The organism is Kitasatospora sp. NPDC004799 (assembly GCF_040609095.1).
Taxonomy (GTDB): domain Bacteria; phylum Actinomycetota; class Actinomycetes; order Streptomycetales; family Streptomycetaceae; genus Kitasatospora.
Genome location: NZ_JBEXJK010000011.1, coordinates 19,534 through 46,267, shown reverse-complemented (window position 1 = coordinate 46,267; position 26,734 = coordinate 19,534). Strand labels below are relative to the sequence as shown.

22 protein-coding genes, 1 tRNA gene and 1 riboswitch are annotated in these 26,734 nt (G+C 72.8%); of the genes, 11 read left to right on the top strand and 12 right to left on the bottom strand.

From position 1 onward, the window contains the following. Nucleotides 1-5: 5 nt before the first annotated feature. The 10 genes from ABZW03_RS02935 to ABZW03_RS02890 form a co-directional block, all read right to left on the bottom strand. Nucleotides 6-1,037, bottom strand: a complete 1,032-nt coding sequence (locus ABZW03_RS02935; RefSeq protein ID WP_355251225.1) for a polyprenyl synthetase family protein — start codon at nucleotides 1,035-1,037, stop codon at nucleotides 6-8. A gap of 242 nt (nucleotides 1,038-1,279) precedes the next feature. Then, nucleotides 1,280-2,728, bottom strand: a complete 1,449-nt coding sequence (gene hpnE / locus ABZW03_RS02930; RefSeq protein WP_355251196.1) for a hydroxysqualene dehydroxylase HpnE — start codon at nucleotides 2,726-2,728, stop codon at nucleotides 1,280-1,282. Nucleotides 2,729-2,855: 127 nt separating this feature from the next. After that, on the bottom strand, nucleotides 2,856-3,713 hold the full coding sequence (hpnD, locus tag ABZW03_RS02925) for a presqualene diphosphate synthase HpnD (protein WP_355251222.1): 858 nt from the start codon (nucleotides 3,711-3,713) through the stop codon (nucleotides 2,856-2,858). Nucleotides 3,714-3,754: 41 nt separating this feature from the next. Then, nucleotides 3,755-4,717 carry a squalene synthase HpnC gene (gene hpnC / locus ABZW03_RS02920; protein WP_355251193.1) on the bottom strand — a complete coding sequence of 321 codons (963 nt, stop codon included), beginning with the start codon at nucleotides 4,715-4,717 and terminating at the stop codon, nucleotides 3,755-3,757. A 272-nt stretch (nucleotides 4,718-4,989) separates the two neighbouring features. Further along, nucleotides 4,990-5,799 (bottom strand): ABC transporter ATP-binding protein, encoded by an 810-nt coding sequence (locus ABZW03_RS02915; RefSeq protein ID WP_355251190.1) that lies wholly within the window; start codon nucleotides 5,797-5,799, stop codon nucleotides 4,990-4,992. Further along, nucleotides 5,792-6,733 (bottom strand): ABC transporter permease, encoded by a 942-nt coding sequence (locus tag ABZW03_RS02910; RefSeq protein ID WP_355251188.1) that lies wholly within the window; start codon nucleotides 6,731-6,733, stop codon nucleotides 5,792-5,794. Before ABZW03_RS02910 ends, ABZW03_RS02915 begins: the two co-directional genes overlap by 8 nt. 155 nt (nucleotides 6,734-6,888) lie before the next feature. Next, the gene (locus ABZW03_RS02905; protein ID WP_355251185.1) at nucleotides 6,889-7,788 is read right to left on the bottom strand and encodes a glycosyltransferase; all 900 of its coding nucleotides are present in this window, start codon (nucleotides 7,786-7,788) and stop codon (nucleotides 6,889-6,891) included. Beyond that, complete coding sequence (locus ABZW03_RS02900; RefSeq protein WP_355251219.1) at nucleotides 7,785-8,522, bottom strand: CDP-alcohol phosphatidyltransferase family protein; 738 nt, start codon at nucleotides 8,520-8,522, stop codon at nucleotides 7,785-7,787. The genes ABZW03_RS02905 and ABZW03_RS02900 overlap by 4 nt, the downstream gene beginning before the upstream one ends. A gap of 91 nt (nucleotides 8,523-8,613) precedes the next feature. Continuing rightward, entirely contained in the window at nucleotides 8,614-9,675 is a 1,062-nt protein-coding gene (locus tag ABZW03_RS02895) for an iron-containing alcohol dehydrogenase family protein (RefSeq protein ID WP_355251182.1), read from the bottom strand. Beyond that, nucleotides 9,663-10,418: a phosphocholine cytidylyltransferase family protein gene (locus tag ABZW03_RS02890; RefSeq protein ID WP_355251179.1), complete on the bottom strand. Its 756-nt coding sequence runs from the start codon at nucleotides 10,416-10,418 to the stop codon at nucleotides 9,663-9,665. Before ABZW03_RS02890 ends, ABZW03_RS02895 begins: the two co-directional genes overlap by 13 nt. Nucleotides 10,419-10,987: 569 nt before the next feature. Between ABZW03_RS02890 and idi the strand changes: the two genes are divergently transcribed. Further along, a complete protein-coding gene (gene idi, locus ABZW03_RS02885) occupies nucleotides 10,988-11,641 on the top strand; it encodes an isopentenyl-diphosphate Delta-isomerase (protein ID WP_355251176.1) in 654 nt (217 codons plus the stop codon). 113 nt (nucleotides 11,642-11,754) lie between these two features. Here idi and ABZW03_RS02880 read toward each other — a convergent pair whose 3' ends face one another. Then, complete coding sequence (locus ABZW03_RS02880) at nucleotides 11,755-12,321, bottom strand: ATP-binding protein (protein ID WP_355251173.1); 567 nt, start codon at nucleotides 12,319-12,321, stop codon at nucleotides 11,755-11,757. 367 nt (nucleotides 12,322-12,688) lie between these two features. On the opposite strand from ABZW03_RS02880, the gene ABZW03_RS02875 reads away from it, so the two are divergent. From ABZW03_RS02875 to ABZW03_RS02855, 5 genes are all read left to right on the top strand, one after another. Beyond that, a tRNA-Leu gene (locus tag ABZW03_RS02875) sits at nucleotides 12,689-12,773 on the top strand. A gap of 312 nt (nucleotides 12,774-13,085) precedes the next feature. Continuing rightward, nucleotides 13,086-14,732 (top strand): APC family permease, encoded by a 1,647-nt coding sequence (locus tag ABZW03_RS02870; RefSeq protein ID WP_355251170.1) that lies wholly within the window; start codon nucleotides 13,086-13,088, stop codon nucleotides 14,730-14,732. 95 nt (nucleotides 14,733-14,827) lie between these two features. After that, nucleotides 14,828-15,835 carry an IS30 family transposase gene (locus ABZW03_RS02865; RefSeq protein WP_355251167.1) on the top strand — a complete coding sequence of 336 codons (1,008 nt, stop codon included), beginning with the start codon at nucleotides 14,828-14,830 and terminating at the stop codon, nucleotides 15,833-15,835. Nucleotides 15,836-16,142: 307 nt separating this feature from the next. Next, nucleotides 16,143-16,607 (top strand): DUF6624 domain-containing protein, encoded by a 465-nt coding sequence (locus ABZW03_RS02860; RefSeq protein ID WP_355251216.1) that lies wholly within the window; start codon nucleotides 16,143-16,145, stop codon nucleotides 16,605-16,607. A 110-nt stretch (nucleotides 16,608-16,717) separates the two neighbouring features. Continuing rightward, nucleotides 16,718-18,145 carry an aldehyde dehydrogenase family protein gene (locus ABZW03_RS02855; RefSeq protein ID WP_355251164.1) on the top strand — a complete coding sequence of 476 codons (1,428 nt, stop codon included), beginning with the start codon at nucleotides 16,718-16,720 and terminating at the stop codon, nucleotides 18,143-18,145. Nucleotides 18,146-18,280: 135 nt separating this feature from the next. Here ABZW03_RS02855 and ABZW03_RS02850 read toward each other — a convergent pair whose 3' ends face one another. Further along, entirely contained in the window at nucleotides 18,281-19,738 is a 1,458-nt protein-coding gene (locus ABZW03_RS02850; protein WP_355251161.1) for a glycine hydroxymethyltransferase, read from the bottom strand. A gap of 21 nt (nucleotides 19,739-19,759) precedes the next feature. Next, nucleotides 19,760-19,858, bottom strand: a riboswitch (ZMP/ZTP riboswitch). A gap of 304 nt (nucleotides 19,859-20,162) precedes the next feature. On the opposite strand from ABZW03_RS02850, the gene ABZW03_RS02845 reads away from it, so the two are divergent. The 5 genes from ABZW03_RS02845 to ABZW03_RS02825 all read left to right on the top strand — a co-directional run bounded on the left by ABZW03_RS02845 (nucleotide 20,163) and on the right by ABZW03_RS02825 (nucleotide 26,718). Then, a complete protein-coding gene (locus ABZW03_RS02845) occupies nucleotides 20,163-21,143 on the top strand; it encodes an ABC transporter permease (RefSeq protein ID WP_355251158.1) in 981 nt (326 codons plus the stop codon). A 99-nt stretch (nucleotides 21,144-21,242) separates the two neighbouring features. Beyond that, a complete protein-coding gene (locus tag ABZW03_RS02840; RefSeq protein ID WP_355251156.1) occupies nucleotides 21,243-23,003 on the top strand; it encodes an ABC transporter substrate-binding protein in 1,761 nt (586 codons plus the stop codon). Between the two features lie 182 nt (nucleotides 23,004-23,185). Continuing rightward, complete coding sequence (locus ABZW03_RS02835) at nucleotides 23,186-24,178, top strand: ABC transporter permease (protein ID WP_355251153.1); 993 nt, start codon at nucleotides 23,186-23,188, stop codon at nucleotides 24,176-24,178. A 14-nt stretch (nucleotides 24,179-24,192) separates the two neighbouring features. After that, nucleotides 24,193-25,938, top strand: a complete 1,746-nt coding sequence (locus ABZW03_RS02830) for an ABC transporter ATP-binding protein (protein WP_355251150.1) — start codon at nucleotides 24,193-24,195, stop codon at nucleotides 25,936-25,938. Nucleotides 25,939-26,154: 216 nt separating this feature from the next. Beyond that, the gene (locus ABZW03_RS02825) at nucleotides 26,155-26,718 is read left to right on the top strand and encodes an EF-hand domain-containing protein (protein ID WP_355251147.1); all 564 of its coding nucleotides are present in this window, start codon (nucleotides 26,155-26,157) and stop codon (nucleotides 26,716-26,718) included. Nucleotides 26,719-26,734 lie beyond the last annotated feature (16 nt).

Here is a 26,734-nt window from a genome sequence, read left to right as displayed (position 1 = left end):
TAACGTCACCTCTCTCGTACCACCACGAATTCGGCGAGTGCGACGAAGTGCTCGCGCACCTCGTCGGCCATGGGCACCTCGTCCAGCGCGGCGAGGGCAGTCGTGTGCTGGCGGCGGGCCTCCTCCTGGGTCCAGGCGCGGCCGCCGGCCTCCTCGATCAGCGCGGCCCGGGCGGCGAGCTCGGGCTCGCTCTCCTCCCCGCGTCCCTTCGGGTCGGCCAGCTGCTCGGCGAGCCGGCGCGAGGCCGCGCCGCCCTCGGCCAGGGCGGCGGCCACCGGGAGGGACTTCTTGCGCTGGCGCAGGTCCCCCCAGTGCGGCTTGCCGGTGACCTCGGTGGCGCCCCAGATGCCAAGCAGGTCGTCCACCGCCTGGAAGGCCAGGCCCAGGTGGTGCCCGTAGCGTTCGAGCGCGTCGGAGACCTTGTCGTCGGCACCGGCCAGGACGGCGCCGATCGCCGAGGCGGCGGCCAGCAGGGCCGCCGTCTTGCCGCCCTCCATCTCCAGGCACTCCGCGACCGTGACGCTGTCGCGCTGTTCGAAGGCGACGTCCCTGGCCTGGCCGTCGATCAGCCGGCGGGTCGCCGTGGTGAGCAGCCGGACGGCGCGCGCGGCGTCGGTGGCGCTCGCACCGCCGGTCACCGCGGCGTCGAGCAGCACCTCCGTGCCGAGCGTCGCCAGGGCGTCACCGACCAGGATCGCCTGGGCCGGCCCGAAGACCGTCCAGGCGGTGGCCCGGTGCCGTCGGGTCTCGTCACCGTCCATCAGATCATCATGGAGGAGGGAGAAGTTGTGCACCAGTTCAACCGCGACCCCGCCGGGCACCCCCACCTCGGCCGCCGCGCCGGTGGCCCGGGCGGACAGCAGCGCCAGCGCCGGGCGCACGGCCTTGCCGCCGTCCCCCGTCACCGGGGTGCCGTCCCGGTCGATCCAGCCGAAGTGGTAGGCGGCGACGGTGTCCATCGGTGCGGCCAAACGGGCGACGGCGGCCCGTAGCGGCGGGGTGCAGAGCGTACGGCTGCGGGCGAGCAGCTCCGGCACCGAGACCGGTTCGGCGTGTGCCGTGCCTCCGACGGCGAAGCCGGTGCGTGACTCCACGTGCGTTCCCTCTCCCTCGTGGTGCCGGACCGCCCGGGGCGTCCGGGTGCTGTCGGTGCGGCTGGGGTCGAATCCAGTGCCGGTGGTGCCGGAGCGGCCGCCCGGGCCGTTCCCGGTGGTCGCGCCGATGCGCTCGACGGTACGCCCGTCGGCTCTGGCGGGCTCTCCGGCGGCGGGGCCCGCCGTCACCGGGGCCACCTCCCGTCGCCGCGGTCCACCGGCACCCGGGTGCCGGCCGCGGCGAGCGCGGCGTCGGCCGCGGCGTGGCCGCTGCGCACGGCCCCCTCCATGGTCGCGGGCCAGCCGGTGGCCGTCCACGAGCCGGCCAGCAGCAGGCCGGGGACCTCGGTGCGGGCCGAGGGGCGCAGTGCCCCGTTGCCCGGCGCCGGGTCGAAGGTCGCGGTGCGCTCCCGGGTGACGAAGAAGTCCAGCACCTCGGCCCGGGCCGCGGCCGGCAGCAGCCGGCCGAGCTCGGGCAGGTAGCGGCGGCGCAGCTCGGCGACCGGCAGGTCGATCTCGTCCTGCGCGGCGGACTGGGACAGCGCCAGGTACTGGGCTCCCGGGTGGGCCCGGCCCAGCGCGGTGGCGGCCAGGCCGGAGTGCGCGGTGCGGTCGAAGACCCACTGGACCGGGGAGCCGAGCGCGGCGAAGAACGGCCGGCGCAGCACCTCGCGGTCGTAGACCACGTGCACGTTGAGGATCGGCGCGGTGCCGAAGCCGGCCAATCGTTCCTGCCCGGGGACCGCGTTCGGCGGCAGCAGCGCGGCCGCGCTGTCCTGGGCGCCGGCCAGCACGACGGTGTCGGCGGTGAGCAACTCCCCGTTCCCCGGCTGGCCGCCCTCCAGCCGGACGGCGTGCTGCGGCGCGGCCGGCTTCAGCTCGGCCACCCGGGCCCGCAGCAGCACCCGGACGCCGGCCCGCTCCAGCTCGGCCAGCGCCCGGTCGTGGTGGATCGTGCCGAGCGGGACGGCGGAGATGCCGATGTCCGAGGCGCCCGGGTCGGAGAGCAGGCCGGTCTTGAACACCATCCCGGCGAGCGCCATCGACACCTGGTCGGCCCGGCCGTTCAGGGTGGCGACGCCGACCAGGTCCCACAGGGCCGCCTGGGTGGCGGCGTTCTGCCCGTTGCGGCGCAGCCACTCGCCGAAGGAGACCCGGTCCAGCGCCGGGTCGGCGAGGTCGAGGCCCCGCAGGGCGAGCGCGCCGCGGACCACCCGGGCGCGGTCGGCCGCGGACAGGTGCGGGTAGCGGGCCAGGCTGCCGGCCAGGTGCAGCGGGACGGGCAGGCCCGCGCGGCGCAGCCGGCCGAGGGTGCGGACCGGGGCCGCCTCGGGCCCGGTGACGGAGAGTACCGGGATGTCGAGGCGGTCCTGGAGGTGGACCAGCCGGGTGGCGCCGAGGCGCTCCAGCAGGCCGCGGTAGGCGGTGCAGCAGCGCAGGTAGACGTGCTGGCCGTTGTCGACGGTCAGGTCGCCGCGCTGGAAGGAGAAGGCCAGGCCGCCGAGCCGGGGCCGCCCCTCGGCGAGGGTGACCCGGTGGCCCGCCTCGGCGAGGCGCAGTGCGGCGGTGATCCCGGCCAGGCCGCCGCCGACGACGACGGCGGCCGGGCGCGCGGCATCGGCTCGCCCGGTCATCGGCGCTCCCCCTCGCAGTCGGTGGACCGCCCGCAGGCGGTCACGGAAGCCGGTACTCGTTCGGTCGACGCGGACCCGCCCGCACGTGATTCCGCGCTGACACAGCGTGACAGAACTGTCGCGAGAATCAAGAACGCCCCCCGGCGAGCCCGGAAAGCGCCACGTACGCCTTCTCCCAGCCCGGAAGCGAGACCCGGCCGCGCAGCACCGACTCCGGGTCGGCGGCGATCCGGCCGAGCAGCCGGTGGTAGATGCCGGCCATCGCGGCGGTGCAGGCGCGGCTGCGGCGGTCGAGCATCGGCAGCAGCCGCAGGCCCTCCTCGAAGGCGGCCTGGGCGCGGGCGGCCTCGAAGGCCACCAGGCCGGTGAAGTCCGCGCCGACCGGCGGCTCGGGCAGCGCGAAGCCCTGCTGGCAGCCGAACCGGACCAGGTCCTCGGCGGGCAGGTAGGTACGGCCGTTCAGGGCGTCCTCGCGCAGGTCGCGCAGGATGTTGGTGAGCTGCAGCGCCAGGCCCAGGGTGTCCGCGTAGCGCGACCCGAGCTCCGGGTCGTCGCAGCCGTAGACGCCCAGCGAGAGCCGGCCGATCGCGCCGGCCACGCAGCGGCAGTAGACCTTCAGCTCCTCGTACGTCTGGTACTCGGCGCCCTTGAGGTCCATCTCGACGCCGTCGATCAGCTCGTCGAAGCCGCCGAGCGGGATCGGGAAGCGCCGGGCCGCGTCGGCCAGGGCGACCTTGATCGGGTCGGTGTCGTCCTCGGCGACCACCCCGGAGCGGACGTCGTCGACCAGTTCCCGGGTGCGCAGCAGCGCCTCGGCCTTGCGGTCGTCCGGGAGGTCGCCGTCGCCGATGTCGTCCACCCGGCGGGCCAGGGCGTACAGGGCCGACATGGCCAGTCGCTTGGGTTCGGGCAGCAGCCGGATGCCGTAGCTGAAGTTGCGCGCCTGCAGTCCGGTGACTGCCTCGCAGTACCGGTACGCCGCCATGACCTGGGCCGACGCCAGTGGTGATGCCGCCACTCGGGCGTTCACCTTCCCTTCGCGAAGATTGCCGCCGCCTTCGCTGCGAGGCGGCGCTTGTCCGGCTTCGCCTGCCGGGCGAGCACGTCGTACCCGGCGTCCTCGACGGCCGCCAGGGCCGCGTAGCCGCCTGCGGTGAATCCCGCCAGGAGCAGTCGAAGCCTCCCCCGAACCGTACCTACCAATGGTGCGCCGCGATCGAGCAGGGTGCGGGCCCGCTCGGCCTCGAAGGCGATCAGCTCGCGCACCGCGCCACTGGCGGAGGGGGCGGCCAGGTCGGCCTCGGTGACGCCGAAGCGGGCCATGTCCTCGGCGGGCAGGTAGATCCGGCCGTGGGCCAGGTCCTCGGCCACGTCCTGGAGGTGTTCGACCACCTGGAGGCCGGTGCAGACGGCGTCCGAGAGCTCGATCCGCTCGGGGGTGGAGACGCCGGCGATGGCGAGCACGAGGCGGCCGACCGGGTCGGCGGAGAGGGTGCAGTAGCCGACCAGGTCGTCGTAGGTGGCGTAGCGGGAGGTGGTCTGGTCCACCCGGTTGGCCTCGATCAGACGGCGGAACGGCTCGGGGGTCAGGCCCCGGCGGTCGACCAGCGGGACGAGGGCGCTCAGCAGCGGGTGGCGGGGGCGGTCGGCACCGGCCCCGGAGCCGCCGGCGGAGCGCAGGGCGGTCTCGAAGACCCGGTCGAGGTCCTGCTCCAGTCCGTCGAGCAGCGCGAGCCGGAAGGCGGTCTCCCGCGCGGTCGGCGGGCCGGGCTGGTCCGAAGGGGTGGCGGGGGGCGGCTGCTCGACCCCGAGCAGCCGGGCGGTGGCGGCCGGGTCGGCCAGGTCGCCGTCCCCGGCGTCGTCGACCAGGCGGGCGAAGCCGTACACCGCCATCAGGTCGTCGCGCCAGGCCGCGGGCAGGAAGAACGGGGCCACGGGGAAGTTCTCCGCGCCCGCCTTCTCCAGGGTCTGTCCTGCGGAATCGTTCACCGGCGTATCTCTGGGCTGGGCCGAAGCCGACACTGCTGTCACTCCCCCGTTCTACACCGCTTGGCACGACCGGCCCGACTCGGACACGCGTCCGAGCCCGGGGGCCACGCACGGCACACCGCCCCCGAGACCACCAGGCTGGCACGCCGGGGCGCGCCGGGAAAGACCGCCCCGCCCGGGGCACCGGGTGCTCACCCGGGCGGACGGCGGCGGGGAAGGCGAAGGGCCGGCCCCGGAAGATCCGGAACCGGCCCCTGCGCGTGTGACGGAGACTACGGTCGCTCGCCGCGCTCGTAGCGGCTCACGACCTCCTCGGTGGGTCCGTCCATGACCAGCTCGCCGGCCTCGATCCATATCGTCCGCTCGCAGACCTCGCGGATCGAGTTGTTGTCGTGGCTGACCAGGAAGACCGTACCGGCGGACTTGCGCAGCTCGTCGATCCGGCGCTTGCTGCGCTGCTGGAAGGCCTGGTCGCCGGTGGCGAGGGCCTCGTCGATCAGCAGCACGTCGTGGGTCTTCGCGGCCGCGATCGAGAAGCGCAGCCGGGCGCCCATGCCGGAGGAGTAGGTGCGCATCGGCAGGGAGATGAAGTCGCCCTTGTCGTTGATGCCGGAGAAGTCGACGATGTCCTGGTAGCGCGCCTTCACCTGGGCCGGGGTCATGCCCATCGCCAGGCAGCCGAGGATGACGTTACGCTCACCGGTGAGCTCGTTCATCAGCGCGGCGTTGACGCCCAGCAGCGAGGGCTGGCCGTTGGTGTAGATGCCGCCCTTCTCGGTCGGCAGCAGGCCGGCGATGGCGGCCAGCATGGTCGACTTGCCGGAGCCGTTGGAGCCGATCAGGCCGATCGCCTCGCCCTTGTACGCGGTGAAGCTGATGCCCTTGACCGCGTGCACCTCGCGCACGCCGGCGGCGCGCTTGCGGCTGATGATGCGGCTCAGCGCCGAGGTGGCGCTGCCCTTGCCGGAGCCGGCGCCGTGCACCTTGTAGACGATGTGCACGTCGTCGACGACGACGGTGGGCTCGCGGGCCACGTCCGCGTCCTGGACGGTGTCGGTGGTGCTCAGGTCGGTGTCAGCCACGGCCGTACTCCTCCTCGGCCTTCCAGAAGAAGACGTATCCGATGACGAACATACCGATGCCCCAGGCGATGCCGTACTCCCACAGGTGCGCCGGGAGCTCCTGGTGCACCGGCTGGTGCGGGTTGTAGATGACCGGCGCGAAGGCGTGCCGGAGCAGGTCCATGTAGACCGACGCCGGGTTGGCCGCCATCAGCGTCTGGATGTAGTCCGGCCAGTGGGTGATCTTGTCCTGGATGCTGAACATCACACCGGACAGGAACATCCAGGCGCGCATCACGAACGGGATCAGCTGGGAGATGTCGCTGGTCCGGGAGCCGATCCGGGCCATCACCAGCGAGATGCCGGTGTTGAAGAGCGTCTGCAGCAGCAGCGCCGGGATGATCAGCAGCCAGGTCCGGCCCGGGGTGATGCCGGCGGCGAGCACCGTGACGACCAGGACCACCATGGAGATCAGCAGCTGCTGGAGCTGGATCACGGTGAAGGCGATCGGGAGGCTGGCCCGGGGGAAGTGCAGCGCCCGGATCAGCCCGAGGTTGTCGGAGATCGCCCGGGTGCCGGACTGCACCGCGTTCTGGGTGAACTGGAAGACGAAGACGCCGATGCAGAGCCAGGCGATGTAGGTGTTGTCCGGGAAGCCCTGCTTGCTGGACAGGATCACGCCGAAGACCAGGTAGAACACCGCGCAGTTGAGCAGCGGGGTCACCACCTGCCAGAGCTGGCCGAGCTTGGCGTTGGTGTACTGGGCCACCAGGCGGGCGGTGGCGAAGGCCCAGATGAAGTGGCGCCGGGCCCAGAGCTGCTTGGAGTAGGCGAACAGGCCGGGACGGGCGCCGCTCACCGCCAGACCGTACTTGTCCGCAAGCTGCTTGGGGGTCAGGCCCGCGTCCGCCCCCCTGGGGGCCGAGAGGCTGACGGGTTCACTCACTGTCGACACATTCGTCCTTCACGCGGGATCGGTCGGGGCGGCCGGTCGGCGGGGTCCGCCGGCGGTGCGCCGAGGGGGATCCACTGGGATCTCGGGGGAGCCGGCCGGTGTGTGGGCACCGGCCGCAGCGATCGATCATTCGATGCGGTTGCCATCGGATGCGATCAGATGATCGGTGGACGGCCCAGCCTGGTCAGTCGCCAGACGGTACGCCACCGCATGGGCCGCCGCGGACCGCAGGGTTCGCGCCAGCCCGCCCGGAATCCGCCCCACCAGGCCTTCAGCGCCTCCGGGGAGGGGCGGCGGGCCAGGGTCAGCAGGAACCAGGTTCCCAGATAGAGAGGCACCAACAGGGCCGGAAGGTTCCGCCTCGCGAGCCAGACCCGGTTGCGGGCCACGTTGTGGAAGTAGCTCGCGTGGCGGGCGGGCGAGGTCGTGGGGTGGTGCAGCACCACGTCCGCCCGGTAGTCGATGGCCCAGCCGGCGTCCAGCGCGCGCCACGCGAGGTCGGTCTCCTCGTGGGCGTAGAAGAACTCGGCGGGCAGCTGCCCGGCCTGCTCGAACACCTTGCAGCGCACCGCGCTCGCGCCGCCCAGGAAGGTGGTCACCCGGGACGAGCGCAGCGGGTCGCTGGCGCGCAGCCGGGGGACGTGCCGGCGCTGGGTGACACCGGTCTCCGGGTCGGCGATCCGGAAGGAGACGATGCCCAGCTCCGGGTCCGCGGTGAAGGCCTCGCGCAGCAGGCGGGCCGAGTCGGTGCGCGGCAGGTTGCCGTCGTCGTCCAGGAACAGGACGGCGTCGACCTCCGCGCCGTCCCGGCCGAACAGCTCGATGCCGACGTTGCGCCCGCCCGGGATGCCGAGGTTCTCCGGCAGCTCGACGCTGCGCACGCCCTCCGGCAGCGGGGGCAGCGCGACGCCCTGGCCGACCACGGCCAGCTCGACCGCCGGGCCCTCCTGGGCGCGGACGGCCTCGATCAGGGCGTTGAGCTCGGCGGGCCGGTTGCCCATGGTGATGATCACGGCGCCGAGGCGGAAGTCCTCCGCGTTGCCCGCCGCGCTCATCGCAGCCTGCTGGAGAGGACGATGCTCAGCAGGTGCAGCACGGTCTGGAGCATGGCGATCGCCGCCAGGACGACCACCGCGAGCTGGGTGAAGAGCAGCCCGCCGTGCACGGCGTCGGCGACGCCGGCGGCCAGGATGAACAGCGAGGCCTCGACCGCGCCGACCAGGCGGTGGAACTTCAGGAAGGAGGCCGCCCGGCGGGCCTTGGCGACGGAGGCCGAGCGCGGCACCGAGGCGCTGTCCTCGACCGCCGTCAGGCCGCTGCGGGCCCGGGCCACGTCCACCAGGTCGGTCTCGGACTTGATCAGGATCGCGCCGAGCGCGGCCAGGGTGCCGAGGAACGCCCACTCCCAGTGCGCGCCGGTGCCCTCGCGGTGCAGCAGGTCGGTGGCGCGCAGGCCGAGGCCGGTCAGCAGGGCCGCCTCGGACATGTAGTGGCCGACCCGGTCCAGGTAGACGCCGGTGAGCGAGGTCTGCCGGCGCCAGCGGGCCACCTCGCCGTCCACGCAGTCCAGCAGCAGGTAGACCTGGATCAGCAGGGCGCCCAGGACGGCGCCCGCGAGGCCCGGCAGGACCAGCGCGGCACCGGCCAGGACGCCGGTGAACATCATCAGGTACGTCAGGCCGTTGGGCGTGATCGCCGTCATGGTGGAGAGCACGCGGGTGATCCGCAGCGAGATCTTCCGCATGTACAGGCGGCCGGCCCAGTGCTCGGCGCTGCGGCGCTGGAGCATCCCCTCCGGGTGGATCACCGCGCGCAGCTCCTCGATCGAGGGCCGGCGGGTCAGGTCCACCGGGGGGCGCCCGGCGCCCGCGGTGGAGGGGTCAGCTGTTGACGGCTTGGACATAGTCGGCGTACGCGTCCCTGATTGCGGAAGGGGAGAGGTCGAGGTGTTCGAGGATGGTGAAGCGCCCCGGGCGGGTGTTCGGAGCGTAGTGCACCGCTTCGGTGAACTCCGCCTCGGTGAAGCCGATCTGAGCCGCGGTCACCGGCAGTCCGTAGCTCGCCAGGCGCTCCACGATCAGACCGGTCAGCTCGCGCTCGCCCCGCAGGAAGCTGGCGAAGGCGGCACCGAGGCCGACCTGCTCGCCGTGCTGGGCGGACCGCTTGGGATACAGCACGTCCAGGGCATGCGAGATCTCGTGGCAGGCACCCGACGAGGGCCGGGTGCTGCCCGCGATGTTCATCGCGATGCCGGACAGTACCAGGGCCTCGGCCAGCGCTGTAAGGAGGTCCTGGTCCTGGGTGCTCCCCGGGTGCCGGAGCAGGTTCTCGCCCGCCGAGCGGGCCATCGCCACGGCCAGCCCGTCCACCGGCTCGCCGGTCACGGCGTGCGACAGCTCCCAGTCCGCGCACGCGGAGATGTTGGAGACGACGTCGCCCACGCCGGCCGCCACGAAGCGCGGCGGGGCCTGCCGGATCACGTCCAGGTCGACCACGATGCCGATCGGGCTGGGCACCCCGTAGGAGCCGCGGCCGGCGTCGTTGTCCAGGGTGGAGACCGGCGAGCAGATGCCGTCGTGGGCCAGGTTGGTGGCGACCGCGACCAGCGGCAGGCCGACCCGGGCCGCGGCGTACTTGGCGGCGTCGATGATCTTGCCGCCGCCGAGGCCGACGATCGCGTCGTAGTGCCCGCCGCGCATCGCCTCGGCCAGCCGTACCGCGCTGTCCAGGCTGCCGTCGTCCACGTTGTACCAGTCGGCGCCGGGCAGGGCCGGCTCCAGGCGGCGGCGCATGGCCGAGCCGGAGCCGTTGCTGATCGCGACCGCGATCCGGCCCGAGGCCGACAGCCGCTGGTCCGCCAGGATGCCGCCGAGCGCGTCCAGCGCGCCCGGGCGGATCTCGACGAACAGCGGCGACGGGACCAGTCGGGTCAGTACCGGCACGCGATCTCCCGCGCCTTCGCCAGGTCGTCGTGGTTGTCGACCTCGACCCAGGAGACCTCGCCGATCGGCTGCACGTCGATCCGCAGGCCGCGGTCGACCATCTCCTGGTAGCCGTCCTCGTAGTACAGCTGCGGGTCGCGCTCGTAGGTGGCGCGCAGCGCGTCGGTCAGGTCGGCGGCGGCGGACGGGTTGATCACGGTGACGCCGATGTACTCGCCGGTCGCCTCGGCCGGCTCCATCAGCTTGGTGATCCGGCGCATGCCGGTGGCCGGGTCGACGACGACCTTCATCTCCTCGTCGGCGAGCTTCTTCACCGTGTCGAGGGCGAGCAGGATGCCGGGGGCGGCGCCGGCCTCGGTCAGGCGCCGGTTGCCCTCCAGCATGGTGCGCTGGACGGAGGCCGGGTGGACGGTGTCGCCGTTGGCGAGCAGCAGGCCCTCGGCGAACAGCTCGCGGGCGCACCAGAGCGAGTAGGCGTTGTTCCACTCCTCGGCCTTGTCGTTCTCGACCAGGTGGAGCTTGACGCCGTACTTGCTCTCCAGCGCGTCCTTGCGGTCGTACACCGCCTCCTTGCGGTAGCCGACGACGATCGCGGCCTCGCGCAGTCCGACCTCGGCGAAGTTGCCGAGGGTGAGGTCCAGGACGGTCCGTTCCCCGTCGACCGGCACCAGCGCCTTGGGCAGGGTGTCGGTGTACGGGCGCAGCCGGCGGCCGGCGCCGGCTGCCAGAACGAGGCCGATCATGCGGGTCTCCTGATCCGTCGTGCTGTGCGCGGGGCCGTGCCGGGGGTCGGCGGCGCCACTGGTGCGCCCGGACCGGTGGTCGGCCGGGCGGGGCGGCGGCGCGCCGGTGCCGGTACGGATCCGGGCACCGTGTCGTATGTGATGGTAGGCGACCGGGGCGACCGGCCAGAACGCGCCCGTGGGGCCGGGGGCGGTGGCCGCGGCGGCGGGCGGGCGGTGGTCCCGGCGGCGGAGCGGCGGCGGGCGGGCGGTGGTGGAGCGGCTCGGGGGCCGTGCCGGGCCCGCCGGGGGGAGGCGGCGGGGCGGTCGAACGGGCTCCGAACGCCCGCCGAACGGTTCTGCGAATTTCGTGACCCTTACGAGGGTTTCCCTGATCCTTCTCCGGCCGGTTTCCGACTCCTCCGGGTCATGATCCGCCCGGTTGTGCGTGGGACCCCTGCCGAGTGCCACCCATACGGCAGACTGGAGCCCGACGCCGGCGCCGGTGCCCCCGCTGTGTCCGCCGCACTCCACCCGGTGCGTCGGAGACACCCGATGCTCCCGTTGCTCCCGCTCCCGAAAGAGGCCCCATGCCCCAGAGTCTGCCGACCGACCCGACGCACTTCGCCGCCGAGATCGACACCGGTCTCGACGTGGAGACCGATGTGTCGGTCGACCCCCGGGCCACCGGATCCGCCCCCGCCGGTGCCGAGATCCTGCTGGAGCTGGTCGACGACGAGGGCGTCACGATCGGCACCGGCGAGAAGCTCTGGGCCCACCAGCAGCCGGGCCGGCTGCACCGGGCGTTCTCGGTCTTCCTGTTCGACCGCCAGGGCCGGCTGCTGCTCCAGCGCCGGGCCCTCGGCAAGTACCACTCCCCCGGCGTCTGGTCGAACACCTGCTGCGGCCACCCGTACCCGGACGAGCCGCCGTTCGTCGCGGCCGCCCGGCGCACCGCCGAGGAGCTGGGCGTCGCACCGGCGCTGCTGTGCGAGGCGGGCACCGTCCGCTACGACCTGCCGGACGAGGCGTCCGGGCTGATCGAGCGGGAGTGGAACCACCTGTTCGTGGGACTGGTCACCGCGAAGGTCGAGCCGGACCCGGAGGAGGTGGACGACTTCGCCTTCGTGACCGCGCAGGAGCTGCGGGAGCTGCGGGCGGAGCGGCCGTTCTCGGTCTGGTTCGAGACGGTCTTCGAGGCCGCGCTGCCGGGCATCCGGGAGATCGCCGGGCGGGACTGGTAGTCCGGCCGCTCTTCCGTCCGGGCCCTTTCCGGTCCGGGCCCTTTCCGGTCCGGGCCCTTTCCGGTCCGGCTCCCGGCCGCTGACCGGTCGGCCGCCGCGCCGGGCCCGACCGGTCAGCGGCCGGGCTCCTGGGGGACGGGCAGCGAGGCCCAGATGACCTTGCCGCCCTCCCCCGTGTGTTCGACGTCGCACACCCCGCCGGCCTGCAGGGTGACGCTCTTCACCAGCAGCAGGCCGCGCCCGCCGGTTCGTCCGGTGTCGTTCTCCAGCGCCTTCGGCCGGTACGGGTCGCCGTCCTCGACCGACACCCGTACCCAGGCCCGGCGCACCGACAGCTCGGTGACCACCTCGGGCGACAGCTCGGCGGCGTGCGTCACCGCGTTGCTCACCAGCTCCGAGACGATCAGCAGCAGGTCGTCCACCAGCTCCTGGTAGCGCACCCCGGTCATCCCCTGGGCCAGCAGGCGGTCGCGCACCGCGTGCCGGGTGAGCGGCACCGAGGCCTCGGTGGCGGGCACCGGGAAGCGCCACACGCCCTCGGCGGGGCCCGCGGCGGCGGTGGCCGCGCCCGGGGTCTCCTTCCGCCTGCCGCGTCTCGGTTCGGCCTTCGCCGCTCCGCTGATCTGCTCCACGTCCAGCCGCCCTTCGTCCGCGACCCGGGAATCAGGCGATCCGCTCATGGCGCCCTCGGTCCACAGAGGCTAGGAGAGCCGTCGGGGCGACCGCGGCACCGTCGACAAGTTGCCCGTGTCGGACCGGTTCCGGCCGCAACCGACCACGGACGGGGCGGAAGTCGACCGTTTCCTTCGCGGACGCCACCGGTTCGGGCCGGATTCGAGCGCGTTCACAGGCCGTACCAACCTGTGCGGACGGGGTGCGGGTGCCGCGCGGGCCCGCTGCGGCGGCCCGGCGGGCCCCGGAAGCCACCTTCGGGAGGTGCCGGCGGCGCGGCTCCGAGGAAGCGCAGGTGAGAAGCACTCCAGAACCCTGGTAATGTTCTCTCTGTCGCCGAGGGGGCGAGGAAAAAGCCCCCGAAGCACACACCCGGTCCGGGTGGCGGAATGGCAGACGCGCTAGCTTGAGGTGCTAGTGCCCTTTATCGGGCGTGGGGGTTCAAGTCCCCCCTCGGACACAGCCGAATTCCCCGTGGGAGCCGAAAGGCAGCCACGGGGAATTTCGTTTTTCGGGCCGCCCCTTTTCCGCGGGCCGGCCCCGGTCGCCGTCCCCGGCACCGCCCGTCGGCGCTGTGGCGCCGGTCTCCTCGCCGGTCCGCATCGGCCCGGACGCCGGACACGAGATGGCAACAATCGGACGGTTTGAGCTTCCTCTGAGGTATTCGCCCGTTTTCGGACCATAGGCTGCTCTCCGTTTGCCCGAAATAGCGATGCAAAATCACACAAACACCGACACCACCCGATGAACCACGAGCGAGAGGACCGATACGTTGAGTGAGCCCGAATCGTCGACGGCATCACACCAGAACTACCGCCGATCGCTCGGCACGATCAGCCTGACGGCGGTCGGACTGGGGTCGATCATCGGCTCCGGGTGGCTGTTCGGTGCCGAGCGGGCGGCCAAGCTCGCCGGCCCCGCCTCGATCCTCGCCTGGGTGATCGGTGCCGCGGTGGCGCTGACCATCGCGCTCACCTACAGCGAGCTGGGCTCGATGTTCCCCAAGGCCGGCGGCATGGTCCGGTACGGCCAGTACTCGCACGGCTCGCTGGCCGGCTACCTCGCCGCCTGGGCCAACTGGATCGCCATCGTCTCGGTCATCCCGGGTGAGGCCACCGCCTCCGTGCAGTACATGAGCTCCTGGCACTTCGGCTGGGCGCAGGGGTTGTACGACGGCAAGGAGCTGACCCTCAGCGGGGTGGCGCTCGCCAGCGTGCTCCTGGTCGTCTACTTCGTCCTCAACTGGTTCGCGATCACGCTGTTCGCCAAGACCAACACCGCGATCACCGTCTTCAAGGTCATCGTCCCGACGGTGACCGCCGGTGCGCTGCTCTTCGCGCACTTCGACTCGGCGCACTTCACCGACCACGGCGGCTTCGCGCCGAACGGCTGGAGCTCGGTGTTCACCGCCGTCGCGGTCTCCGGCATCGTCTGGGCCTTCAACGGCTTCCAGTCCCCGCTCAACCTGGCCGGCGAGGCCCGCAACCCCGGCAAGTCGCTGCCGAAGGCCGTCATCGGCTCGATCCTGATCGCCCTGGTGATCTACGTCGCGCTCCAGATCGCCTTCCTCGGCGCCATCCCGGGCGGCGACCTGGCGAACGGCTGGAGCAACCTCTCCTACACCTCGCCGCTGGCCGACCTGGCCATCGCCTGGGGCCTCAACTGGCTGGCGATCCTGCTCTACGCGGACGCCTTCATCTCGCCGTCCGGCACCGGCATGATCTACGCCGCGACCACCTCGCGCATGATCCACGGCGTGCAGGAGAACGGCCACCTGCCGAAGATCTTCGGCAAGGTCGACGCCAAGACCGGCATCCCGCGCCCGGCGCTGCTGCTCAACCTGGTGGTCGCCTTCCTGTTCCTCGCGGTCTTCCGCGGCTGGGGCTCGCTGGCCGAGATCGTCTCGGTGGCCACCGTGATCTCGTACATCACCGGCCCGGTCGCCGTGATGGCGCTGCGCCGGCTGGCCCCGGACCTGCCCCGGCCGGTCCGGCTGCGCGCCATGCCGGTGATCGCCCCGGTCGCGATGGTCTTCGGCTCGCTGGTGCTCTACTGGGCCCGCTGGCCGCTCACCGGCAAGGTCATCCTGCTGATGGCCGCCGGTCTGCCGATCTGGGCCTGGTACGAGCTGCGCAAGCCCTTCGCCGAGCTGAAGCCGCACCTCAAGGCGGGCGCCTGGATGGTCGCGTACCTGTTCGTGATGGCCGGCGTCTCGTGGGCGGGCAGCGAGGACTTCGGCGGGCAGGGCTACCTGCCGGAGGGCTGGGACCTGCTGATCGTCGCCGCGATCGGGCTGGCGTTCTACCGCTGGGGCGTCGCCAGCGCCTGGGCCAACCCCTCGCTGGCCGAGGTCCGCAAGGAGATGGCGCAGGCCGAGGGCGCCGAGGCGGCCGAGGCCGCGGAGCCCACGCGGGTCTGAGTCCCGTCGCCTGGACGCCCGTCACACGGTGAAGGGCCGGTCGGAATCCTCCTGGGTTCTAGGAGTTGTTGCAACACCCCAGTTCAGGGGATGCATTGGACTTCGAGATCCGTGAGGACCGGACGGCTCAGGGGCCCGTGAGGCTGAGCAGGGAGCGGGCGGCATACTCCCGGCTCATGCAGCAGGGCTACAGCAACGCCGAGGCGTGCCGGATTGTGGGCATCGATCAGCGGACCGGCCGCAAGTGGCGCAATGGCCGCGGCGCCGACCGTCGGCAGAAGGCGGCACCACCGATCCACTCGGTGGTGCCGCCTTCCGGTGTCTCCCGGTACCTGGGCGAGGACGAGCGGATCCACATCGCCGACCGGCTGCGTGAGAAGGCCACGGTCCGACGGATCGCCGCCGAACTGGGCCGCAGTCCCTCCACGATCAGCCGGGAGATCCGCCGCAACCGCACCGACGACACCCGCGGACAGTGGCACTACCGCCCGCACGCCGCCCAGGCCCGCGCCGACGCCCGCCGGCCCCGCCCCAAGCCCCGCAGGATCCTCTCGAATCCGGAGCTGCGGGAGGCGGTCCAGGCGATGCTGGACGAGCGCTGGAGCCCGGAGCAGATATGCCACGCTCTGCGGGTCCAGTTCCCCGACCGGCCGGAGATGCACGTGGTCCACGAGACCGTCTACCAGGCGCTCTACATCCAGGGCCGCGGCGAGCTTCGCCGCGAACTGGCCGGCGCACTGCGCTCCGGACGCGCCCGCCGGATCCCCCACCGGCAGGCCAACTGCCGCAAGCCGCGCTTCATCGACCCGATGGTCATGATCAGCGAACGCCCCGCCGAGGCCGAGGACCGCGCGGTGCCCGGGCACTGGGAAGGCGACCTGATCATCGGCAAGGACGGCGCCTCGGCGATCGGGACCCTGGTCGAGCGCCACACCCGCTACGTGAACGGCCTGCTGCGGCAGTACTTCCCCAAGGGCACCGACCTGTCCACCCACACCGCCGAGTGCCTGACCGCCGTCGCCGATCAGCTCAACCGCCGTCCACGCAAGACGCTTGGCTGGGAAACCCCAGCCGAGCGTCTGCATAAACTCATCGCGGCCTAGACAACCGACCACGTGTTGCAACGACCGTTAGAAACCACCCCGCGGGACCGGCCCTTCGGCGTTCCTGGGGAGCGTGCGCGGTACGCTCCGTTCCCGGTGTGCATCCATTCTGCCGTGGGCGGCGGTGCCGGGTCACCCCCTTCGGGGATGATCTTCGTCGCGGATTCCGGGCCTAGCGTGGTGGCGGGCGGCCCTCGGTGGGAGGGCCCGGGCGCGGAGGAGCGCTGACGACGTGGCGGAAGCACGGCAGGACGGTCGGGCACAGCAGGACGGTCGGGATTCGGCCCTCGCGCGGGAGCTGACCGGGATGATGGCCGAGGACGGCGCGGCCGCCCGGCTGGCGCACAGCGCCGACCTGGCCGAGCAGGCGGTCTGGCGGCGGCTCACCGCCCGGCACGGGGACCGGCTGGCGGAGATCATGGCGGCGCACGGCTGGCCCACCGAGCGCACCGTCGGCCCCGAGGCGGCCCGGGCGGCCTGGCTGGTGGCGCAGCACGCGGACCGGCAGCTGGACGTCCAGCGGCGGGCGGCGGAGCTGATGGGCGAGGCCGTCGCCCGGGGCGAGGCGAGCGCCCGCGACCTGGCCTTCCTCCAGGACCGGCTGGCCGTCAACGAGGGCCGGGAGCAGCGCTACGGGACGCAGATCGGCGCGGTGGCGGACGGCCGCCCGGTGCCGTGGCCGTGCGAGGAGCCGGAGCGGCTGGACGAGCGGCGCGCGGCGGTGGGCATCGAGCCGTTCGACGAGTACACCGCGCGGTTCGCCCCGAAGTAACCGTCAGGCCCACCGGTCCGGATTGGCTCTTGCGCGCGGCCGCCCGCGCCGCATTGACTGACCTTCGACTAGCGCTGCTAGTTAAAGGCGGCTGGACGAGAGGACGACCGGTGGGGCAGTACGCGGAGCACAGCGACCAGTACATCGACGGCGAGTGGCAGCCCTCCGGGGACACCGGGTCGATCACCGTGCTGAACCCGGCGACCGAGCAGGTGCTGGCCACGGTGCCGGCCGGTGGCGCGGGCGACGTCGACGCGGCGGTGACGGCGGCCCGGCGGGCGGCCCGCGGCTGGGGCGCGACCACCCGTGAGGAGCGGCTGGCGCTGCTGACCCGGCTGCGGGACGGGATCGCCGCCGCGCAGAACGAGATCACCGAGACGGTCGTCGCCGAGCTGGGCTCGCCGGTCGGCTTCACCGGGGCCGTGCACGCCGGGCTGCCGCTCGCCGTGGCGACCTCCTACCTGACCCTGCTCGCCGAGCACCCGTTCGAGGAGCGGATCGGCAACTCGGTGGTGCACGCCGAGCCCGCCGGAGTGGTCGCGGCGATCACGCCGTGGAACTACCCGCTGCACCAGATCGTGGCCAAGACCGTCCCCGCGCTGGCGGCCGGCTGCCCGGTGGTCCTCAAGCCGGCCGAGGACACCCCGCTGGTGGCCCGGCTGTTCGCCCGGCTGGTGCACGAGGCCGGGTTCCCGGCGGGCGCCTTCAACCTGGTGACCGGCACCGGCGCGGTGGCGGGTGCGGCGCTCGTCGGGCACCGGGAGGTGGACCTGGTCTCGTTCACCGGTTCCACCACCGTCGGCCGGCTGGTCGCCGAGACGGCCGGCCGGGGGCTGAAGCGGGTCTCCCTGGAGCTGGGCGGCAAGTCGGCCAACGTGGTGCTGCCGGGCGCCGACCTGGCCCGCGCGGTGAAGGCGAACGTCGCCAACGTCTTCGCCAACTCGGGCCAGACCTGCAGCGCGCTGACCCGGCTGCTGGTGCACGAGGACCAGTACGACGAGGCGGTCGCCCGGGCCGAGGAGGTCGCCGCCCAGTACCGGCCGGGTGACCCGACCGACCCGAAGACCCGGATCGGCCCGCTGGTCAACGCCCGGCAGCTGGAGCGGGTGCGCGGCTACATCGACGGCGCGCTGGCCGAGGGCGCCCGGCTGGTCGTCGGCGGCTCGGAGCCGCTCGCCGAGCTGCCCACCGGGTACTACGTCCGCCCGACCGTGCTCGCGGACGTGACCCCGGAGATGACGGTGGCCCAGGAGGAGGTCTTCGGCCCCGTCCTGGCGATCCTCCGCTACCGGGACGAGGACCACGCCGCGGAGCTCGCCAACGGCACCCCGTACGGCCTGGCCGGCGGCGTCTGGGCGCGCGACACGGACACCGCCGCCGCCTTCGCCCGCCGCCTCGACACCGGCCAGGTGGACCTCAACGGCGGCCGCTTCAACCCGCTCGCGCCGTTCGGCGGCTACAAGAGCTCGGGCCTCGGCCGCGAGCTGGGCCGCCACGGGCTGGAGGAGTTCCTCCAGTACAAGTCCCTGCAGTACTAGGGCCGGTGCCGGGGGGCGGGGGCGCGCGGAGGCAGCTGACGGCTGACAGATTTCAGCGAACAGATGACAGATGACAGATTTCGAAATCTGTCATCTGTTCGCTGTCTGCCGTCACCCGTCCGCGCCCCCTGGCCGTCAGGCCAGGTCGACGCCCGGGTAGAGCGGGTACGGGGCGAGCAGGTCGGCGGCGCGCTTGGCGGTGGCGTCGCGGAGGGCCGGGTCCAGGGCGTAGGCGGCCTTGGAGGGGGCGCCCTTGGCGGTGGTGGTGGGGGTGGTGGCGCCCAGGACGGTGTGGATCAGGTCGGCGATCTCGTCCATCTCGGCGGTGCCCAGGCCGCGGGTCGTGAGGGCCGGGGTGCCGAGGCGGATGCCCGAGGTGTACCAGGCGCCGTTCGGGTCCTGCGGGACGGAGTTGCGGTTGGTGACGATGCCCGAGTCGAGCAGCGCCGCCTCGGCCTGGCGGCCGGTCAGGCCGTAGCCCGAGACGTCCGCGAGGACCAGGTGGTTGTCGGTGCCGCCGGTGACCAGCTTGCCGCCGCGGCGCAGCAGGCCCTCGGCGAGCGCCTGGGCGTTGGTGACGACGGCGCGGGCGTAGGCCTGGAACTCGGGGCGGCGGGCCTCGGCGAGGGCGACCGCCTTGGCGGCCATGACGTGCGAGAGCGGGCCGCCGAGCACCAGCGGGCAGCCGCGGTCGACGTGCTCGGCCAGTTCGGACTGGCACAGCACCATGCCGCCGCGCGGGCCGCGCAGGGACTTGTGGGTGGTGGTGGTGACGATGTGGGCGTGCGGGACCGGGTCGTGGTCGCCGGTCAGCACCTTGCCCGCGACCAGGCCGGCGAAGTGCGCCATGTCGACCATGAGGGTCGCGCCGACCTCGTCCGCGATCTCGCGCATCTTGCGGAAGTTCACCAGGCGCGGGTAGGCGGAGTAGCCGGCCACGATGATCAGCGGGCGGAACTCGCGGGCGGTCTCGCGCAGCGCGTCGTAGTCGATCAGGCCGGTGGCCGGGTCGGTGCCGTAGCTGCGCTGCTCGAACATCTTGCCCGAGATGTTGGGCCGGAAGCCGTGGGTGAGGTGGCCGCCGGTGTCCAGCGACATGCCGAGCATCCGCTGGTTGCCGAGCTCCTGGCGCAGCCGCGCCCAGTCCTCCTCGGTGAGGTCGTTGACGTTGCGCACCGCGGCGCGCTCCAGCGCCGGGCTCTCGACCCGCTGGGACAGGACGGCCCAGAAGGCGGTCAGGTTGGCGTCGATGCCGGAGTGCGGCTGGACGTAGGCGTGGTCGGCGCCGAACAGCTCGCGGGCGTGCTCGGCGGCGATGCCCTCGACGGTGTCGACGTTGCGGCAGCCCGCGTAGAAGCGGCGGCCGACGGTGCCCTCGGCGTACTTGTCGCTGAGCCAGTTGCCCATGGTGAGCAGGACGGCCGGGGAGGCGTAGTTCTCGCTGGCGATCAGCTTGAGCGAGGCGCGCTGGTCCGCCAGCTCCTGGCCGATGGCGGCGGCGATCCGCGGTTCGACGCCGGCGACCACGTCGAGGGCGCTGCGGAAGGCGGTGTCGGCCGCGACGGAGGCGGCGGTGTGGGGCTGCTGGGCCATGGCGGTCTCCTGGTGGGGATTTGCGGGGGCCCAGGCGCTCGGCAGACGTGCACGTGAGGATTCACGGGGCCGCTTCCCGATGGTTGATTCCATCCCTACGCGCCAGTCGCGGCCCACCGGGATCGTACCAACACCGGAGGGACTGTGGCGGAGGTCTCAGAATGCGGAACGCGCTGCCCACTACGTCCGCTTATGTCCGTTCTTTTGCAACGCGGATGTTGCGGCGAAATGAAGCCGCCACAATTCCCGAAACAGTCCGGCAGGAATGGCCGGAACGCCCTCCGAAGGTGATTTGCGGAACCTCGGAAGAATCCGGTCCAATGGCGTTCGAACGGCTGCCGGGAAACCCCCGGAGGCCGTACCGGAAATGCACACCAGCGCACCCTCACCCATGGGGCGGCGGAGAATTCGGAGGTTACGCCTCATGGCAGTGGTCGACACCGTCCCAGGCAGCACGGCCGGGCCTGCGGCCGCCGCGAACCCCGGACCGCTCCGCCGGATCCTGCGGGACCGGGTCGGCGCCGCCGCCCTGGCGGTGGTGGTGCTGTTCCTGCTGCTCGCCCTCGGCGCCCCGCTGGTCGCCGCGCTCTACGGGAAGAACCCGGTCGACCACTACGGCCAGAACATCCCGGGCCTGCTCAGCGACGGCGGCCTGCCGATGCTGCCGAACGGCGGGATCTCCGGGGACTTCTGGTTCGGCCTGGAGCCCGGCCTCGGCCGGGACGTGTTCACCCAGCTGCTGTACGGCATCCGCACCTCGCTGCTGATCGCCTTCGCGGCCGCCGCGGTGACCACCACGCTGGGCGTGCTGGCCGGTGTCGCGGTCGGCTACCTGGGCGGGATCGCGGACCGGCTGTTCGGATTCCTCGCGAACGTGCTGCTGGCCTTTCCCACGCTGCTCCTGCTGCTCGCGCTCAGCCCGGTCATTCAGTCCCGGCTGGTCGATCCGGGCACCGCGGAACCGGAGTGGATGCAGTTCCTGGTACTGATCCTGGTTTTCTCGGCGTTCGGCTGGATTCCGCTCGCGCTTTCCCTGCGGGCCACCGTCCGCTCGCTCCGGGAAAGGGATTTCGTGCAGTCCGCGCGGGCCCAGGGCGCGAGCCGGTTCCATGTCGTCGTCCACGAACTCCTGCCGAATGTGCGCTCGCAGCTGCTGGTGCACGCCACCATGGCGGTGCCGACCTTCGTCGCCTCCGAGGCCGCGCTGTCCTTCCTCGGCGTCGGCATCACCGAGCCCGTCCCGGACTGGGGGCGGATGATCGCGCGCGGCTCCGAGGTCTTCCAGGCCGACCCCACCTACATGGTGTTCCCGGGCGTGGCGCTGCTGCTGTTCGTCATCGCCTTCAACCTGCTCGGCGACGCCGTCCGGGACGCGCTGGACCCGCGCGCCGGCACGGCCCGCTGAAACCTTTCGCCCCCTTCTCGTCGGCACCCCGCCGACCCTTCCCCACCATCAACCCGAGCCCGTCCCGGCACGAGCCGCCGGGACAAGGAGAGATCCGCCATGCGCTGGACCAGACCGTCCCTCGCCGTCATCGCCACCGCCCTGCTGGCGACCTCCTGCTCGGCCGGCGCGGGCAGCACCGCCGGCTCCGGCGCCGCCGCCGGGGCCTCCGCCAAGGAGACCTCCCCGCTGACCGCCGTGCTCGGCAGCGAGCAGGAGAGCGCCGGCCCGGCCCCGGCCGTCCAGGGCGCCCGGGCGGGCGGCACCGTGAACGTGTACAACAGCGTCGAGTTCCGCCACCTCGACCCGCAGAAGGTCTACGCCGGCGCCACCTACAACGCCTCGCTGCTCTGGGGCCGCCAGCTGACCCAGTACCAGGTCGTGGACGGCAAGGCCAAGCTGGTCGGCGACCTGGCCACCGACACCGGCACCCCCGCCGACGGCGGGCGCACCTGGACGTACAAGCTCAAGCAGGGCGTCGCCTGGGAGGACGGCCGGCCGATCACCGCCCAGGACGTCAAGTACGGCATCGAGCGCACCTTCGGCAAGGGCTACGAGGTCGGCCCGCCGTACTGGCCGCAGTGGCTCACCGGCGAGGCCAGCTACGAGGCGGCGCGCGCCAAGTACGCGGGCCCGCAGGCCGGCGACCTGGACGCGATCGAGACGCCCGACGAGCGCACCATCGTCTTCCACTTCCCGCAGCCGCAGGCCGACGTCCCGTACATGGCCGCGCAGTCCTCCTCCTCGCCGGTGCGCCGGGACAAGGACACCGGGACGGACTACGACCGCCTGCCGTTCGCCACCGGGCCGTACCGGATCGTCGAGCACGTCCAGAACACCCGCATGGTGCTGGAGCGCAACCCGGCCTGGAAGCCCGAGACCGACCCGATCCGCAACCAGTACCCGGAGAAGTTCGTCTTCACGTACGGCAAGGAGTCGCTCAACCTCAACCAGGAGATCCTCTCCGGACGGGACGGCGGCGCCAACGCCACCACCGCGTCCGACACGCTCTCCGCCGAGCTGTACCAGACCACCGACACCGACCCGAAGGCCAAGGAGCTGGTCGTCTCCGGCCGGCAGGGCGCCTTCGTCACCCAGCTGATGATCAACAACCAGCGGGTGCCGGACGTCGAGGTCCGCAAGGCGCTGCACCTGGCCTATCCGCGCCAGCAGGCCCGCCAGGTCCAGGGCGGCGCCCGGACCGGCGAACTGGCCACCACGCTCAGCTCGCCCGCGCTGATCGACTGGCAGAAGTACGACCTCTACCCGGTCAAGCCCGAGGGCGACCCGGAGGCCGCCAAGGCCCAGCTCGCCAAGGCCAAGCAGGCCCCCGCCAGCCTGACCTACGGCTACCGGAACACCCCGGTCGGGCAGCGCGTCGCCCAGGTGCTGGTCGAGGGCTTCGGCAAGGCGGGGATCACCGTCGTGCCCAAGCCGATCGACCCCAAGGCCTTCCTGGACGAGGTGCACCGCGCCGACTCGCCGTACGACCTGTTCGAGGAGACCAGCTCGGTCGACTGGCCGACCCCGTCCACCCTGATCCCGTTCTCCTTCGACGGCCGGGCCGGCAGCGACATCAACTCCGCGCTCTACCGCAACCCGGAGGTCGACAAGGAGATCGACCGGATCAACCAGATCGGCGAGCCGCGCGCCAAGGCCAAGGAGCTGTACGCGCTGGAGCAGACCGTGATGAAGGACGTGCCGGTGCTGCCGTTCGCCTACCCGACGGTCAACCAGCTGCGCGGCAGCAACGTCGGCGGGGCGTTCATCCACCCGATCTACGGGACCGTCTCGCTGGCCTGGCTGTACCTGAAGTCCTGAGTGCCGGGGCCCGTCCCCCGTTCCCCTCGTCCCCCGGTTCACCGGTGGGACGGGGGGCGGGCCCCTCCCGCCTGCCCTGCCCTGGCGGCCCTGACCTGCCTGCCTGCCTGCCTCCTGCCTGCCTGCCTGCCTGCCTGCCTGCCCCGTAACGCCCTCCCCGTCACGTCGACCCCGGATCGGCCATGCTCTCCTTCGTCCTGCGGCGGACCGCCCAGGCCCTCGCGGTCCTGGTCGCGGTCTCCGCCGCCGCCTTCGCCCTCTTCTACGCCGCGCCCGCCGACCCGGCCCGCGCCGCCTGCGGCCCGCGCTGCGACAGCGGGCAGGTCGCGGCGGTGCGCCAGAGCATGGGCCTGGACCAGCCGCTGCTCACCCAGTACACCGACTACCTGGTCGGGGTCGTCGCCGGGCGGGACATCGGCGACGTGGACGGCTCGACCATCCACTGCGACGCCCCCTGCCTCGGCTACTCCTACCGGCTGCACCAGCCGGTCAGCGAGGCGCTGGCCGACCACCTGCCCGTCACCCTCTCGCTGACCGCCGGAGCGCTCGTCGTCCTGCTGGTGTTCGGCCTCGGCACCGGGTTCGTCTCCGCGCTGCGGCACGGGCGGCGGACCGACCGGCTGCTGTCCGGTTTCACCCTGGTCGGCGCCAGCGTGCAGATCTACTTCCTCGGGTACGTCGCGCAGTGGCTGCTGGTGTACTCCACCGGGCTGCTGCCGCTCCCCTCCTACACCCCGCCGGCCGACGACCCGGTCGCCTGGGCGGGCGGGATGCTGCTCCCCTGGATCGTCCTCGGCTTCGTCAACTCGGCTGTGTTCGCCCGGCTTTCGCGTTCGCAGCTGCTGGAGACGATGAACGAGGAGTACGTCCGCACCGCCCGCGGCAAGGGCCTGGGACGGCTGCGCGCCCACCTGAAGTACACCTCGCGCGGCGCCGCCGGACCGCTGGTGCAGCTGATCGGGCTGGAGGCCGGGGTGCTGCTCGGCGGAGCCGTGATCACCGAGACGGTGTTCGGGCTGAACGGGGTCGGGCGGTTCGCCGCCGAGGCCGTCGGCGGGCAGGATCTGCCCGCCGTGGTCGGCGCGGTGCTGCTGGCCGCCTGCTTCATGGTGCTGTTCGTCGCGCTGGCCGACCTCGCGGTCGCCTGGCTCGACCCGCGTGTGCGGCTGAGCTGATGGGGAGTCCTGCGATGAAGTCCACTGTTCCGGGTGCCGAGGTGAAGGCCGCCGAAGCGCGGGCCACCGAAGCGCCGACCGCCGCCGCGCGCGCCGCCGAAGCGCCGACCGCCGAGCCGGTGTTGAGCGTCCGCGACCTGACCGTCACCTTCGCCGACCCGCGCGGCGGCGCGCCGGTGACCGCCGTCCGGGGCCTCTCCTTCGACCTCGCGCCGGGTGAAGTCCTGGGCCTGGTCGGCGAGTCGGGCTCCGGCAAGTCCACCGTCGGGCTCGCCGTCCTCGGCCTGCACGACCCGCGCACCACCACCGTCACCGGCTCGATCCGGCTGGGCGGGCAGGAAGTGGTCGGCGCCGAGGAGTCCGCGCTGCGCGGGGTGCGGGGCGGGACGGCGGCGCTGGTGTTCCAGGACGCGCTCACCTCGCTCAGCCCCTTCCACGGCGTGGGCGCCCAGCTCGCCGAGATGTACCGGCTGCACCACCCGGGCGCGGGCCGTGCCGAGGCGGGCCGGCGGGCGGCCGATCTGCTCGACCGGGTCGGCATCCCGGCGGCCCGGTCCCGCGACTACCCGCACCAGTTCTCCGGCGGCATGCGCCAGCGCGTGATGATCGCGATGGCGCTGATGAACGACCCCCGGCTGATCATCGCGGACGAGCCGACCACCGCCCTGGACGCCCGCGTCCAGCGGCAGGTCCTCGACCTGCTCGGCGAGTTGCAGCGCGAGCACGGCACGGCGGTGCTACTGGTCAGCCACGACCTGGGCGTGGTCGCCGGGACGACGGACCGCACGCTGGTGCTGCGCGGCGGGGTCGAGATCGAGTCCGCGCCGACCGCCGAGCTGCTGTCCGCACCGCGCGAGCCGTACACCCGGGCGCTGGTGGGCGCGGCACTCCGGCTCGACTCGGTGCCGGGCACCGCCCTGCCGACGGTCGACGAGCCGGAGCCGTCACGGACGTTCCGGCCGCGGACGGTCGAGCGTCCCGAGCGGTGGCTGGTCGAGGTGGACGACCTGTCCGTGCACTTCCCCGGGCGCCGGCGCTTCCCCGGTCTGCGGGCCGAACCGGTCCGGGCGGTCGAGGGCGTCGGCCTGCGGATCGCGCCCGGCGAGACGCTCGGGCTGGTCGGCGAGTCCGGCTCCGGCAAGTCCACCACCTCGCGGGTACTGGCCGGGCTGCAACGGCCCACCGGCGGAACGGTGCGGTACGACGGGCAGGACGTCACCCGGCCGGACCAGGAGCTGCGGAAGCGGCTCAGCCGGGAGATCCAGCTGGTCTTCCAGGACCCGTACGCCTCGCTCAACCCGCGCCGGACCATCGCCCGGACCCTGGACACCCCGCTGCGCCTGCACACCACGCTGGGCCCGGCCGAACGGCGGGAGCGCGCCGCCGAACTGCTGGAGCAGGTCGGGCTGGAGGCCGGGCACCTGGACCGCTACCCGCACGAGTTCTCCGGCGGGCAGCGCCAGCGGATCGGCATCGCCCGGGCGCTGGCCCCGCAGCCGCGCCTGATCATCGCCGACGAGCCGGTCTCCGCGCTCGACGTGTCGGTGCAGGCCCAGGTGCTCAACCTGCTGATGGAGCTGCGCGAACGGCTGGGCGTCGCCTTCCTGTTCGTCTCCCACGACCTCGCCGTCGTCCGGCACTTCTGCGACCGGGTGGCGGTGATGCACCGGGGCCGGCTGGTCGAGTCCACCGACCGGGACCAGCTGTTCGACGCGCCGCACACGGAGTACACCAGGGAGCTGCTGGCGGCGGCGCACTGAGCCAGCGGTGCGCTGAGCCAACGGCGCACCGAGACGGTCGAGGCCCGTCCGGAACGACCGGCCCGGCGGGCGGCGGCGTCGGAGGTCGCGGCGTACGGGTGAAGCGGCAGGTCGTTCGCGGTTCGTTCGGCTGCGCCGGTCAGGCTCGAGGCGCTAGCGTGCAGGCGACGTGACGCAGCAGACCCGGGCAAGGAATCACCAACTGAGGGGGCACAATTGTCGGACGACCTGCTCATCGCAAAGATCAACCACGGTTTCGACCACCTCGACGCCGACGGCGACGACGTGCTCACCGAGCGGGACCACGTCCTGATGGGCCTCTCGGTGGCCCGCTCGCTCGGCCACCAGGAGGGCTCCGACGCGGAGGCCGTGATAGTCCGCGCCTACCTGACGATCTGGCACGACCTGCACCTCGCCCGGCTGCCCGCCGGCACCCAGGCGATCACCCGTGAGCAGTTCGTCGCCTCGACCGGCGCACTCGCCGACGACCCGGAGGCCGCGCGCGAGATCTTCGGCGCGCTCGCGGCGGCCTTCCTCGCCGTCGCCGACACCGACCGCAGCGGGACGGTGGACGCGGGCGAGTTCTTCGTCTTCCAGCGCGGCCACTTCGCCGACCTCTCCCGCGACGACGCCGACGAGGCCTTCCGCCACCTCGACACCGACGGGGACGGCGTGCTCTCCGCGGCCGAGTTCACCGACGCGATCATCGAGTTCTGGACCAGCCGCGACCCGGACGCGCCCGGCAACTGGTGGACGGGCAAGCCGCCGCACAGCTTCTGAGCCGTCACGGCCGACC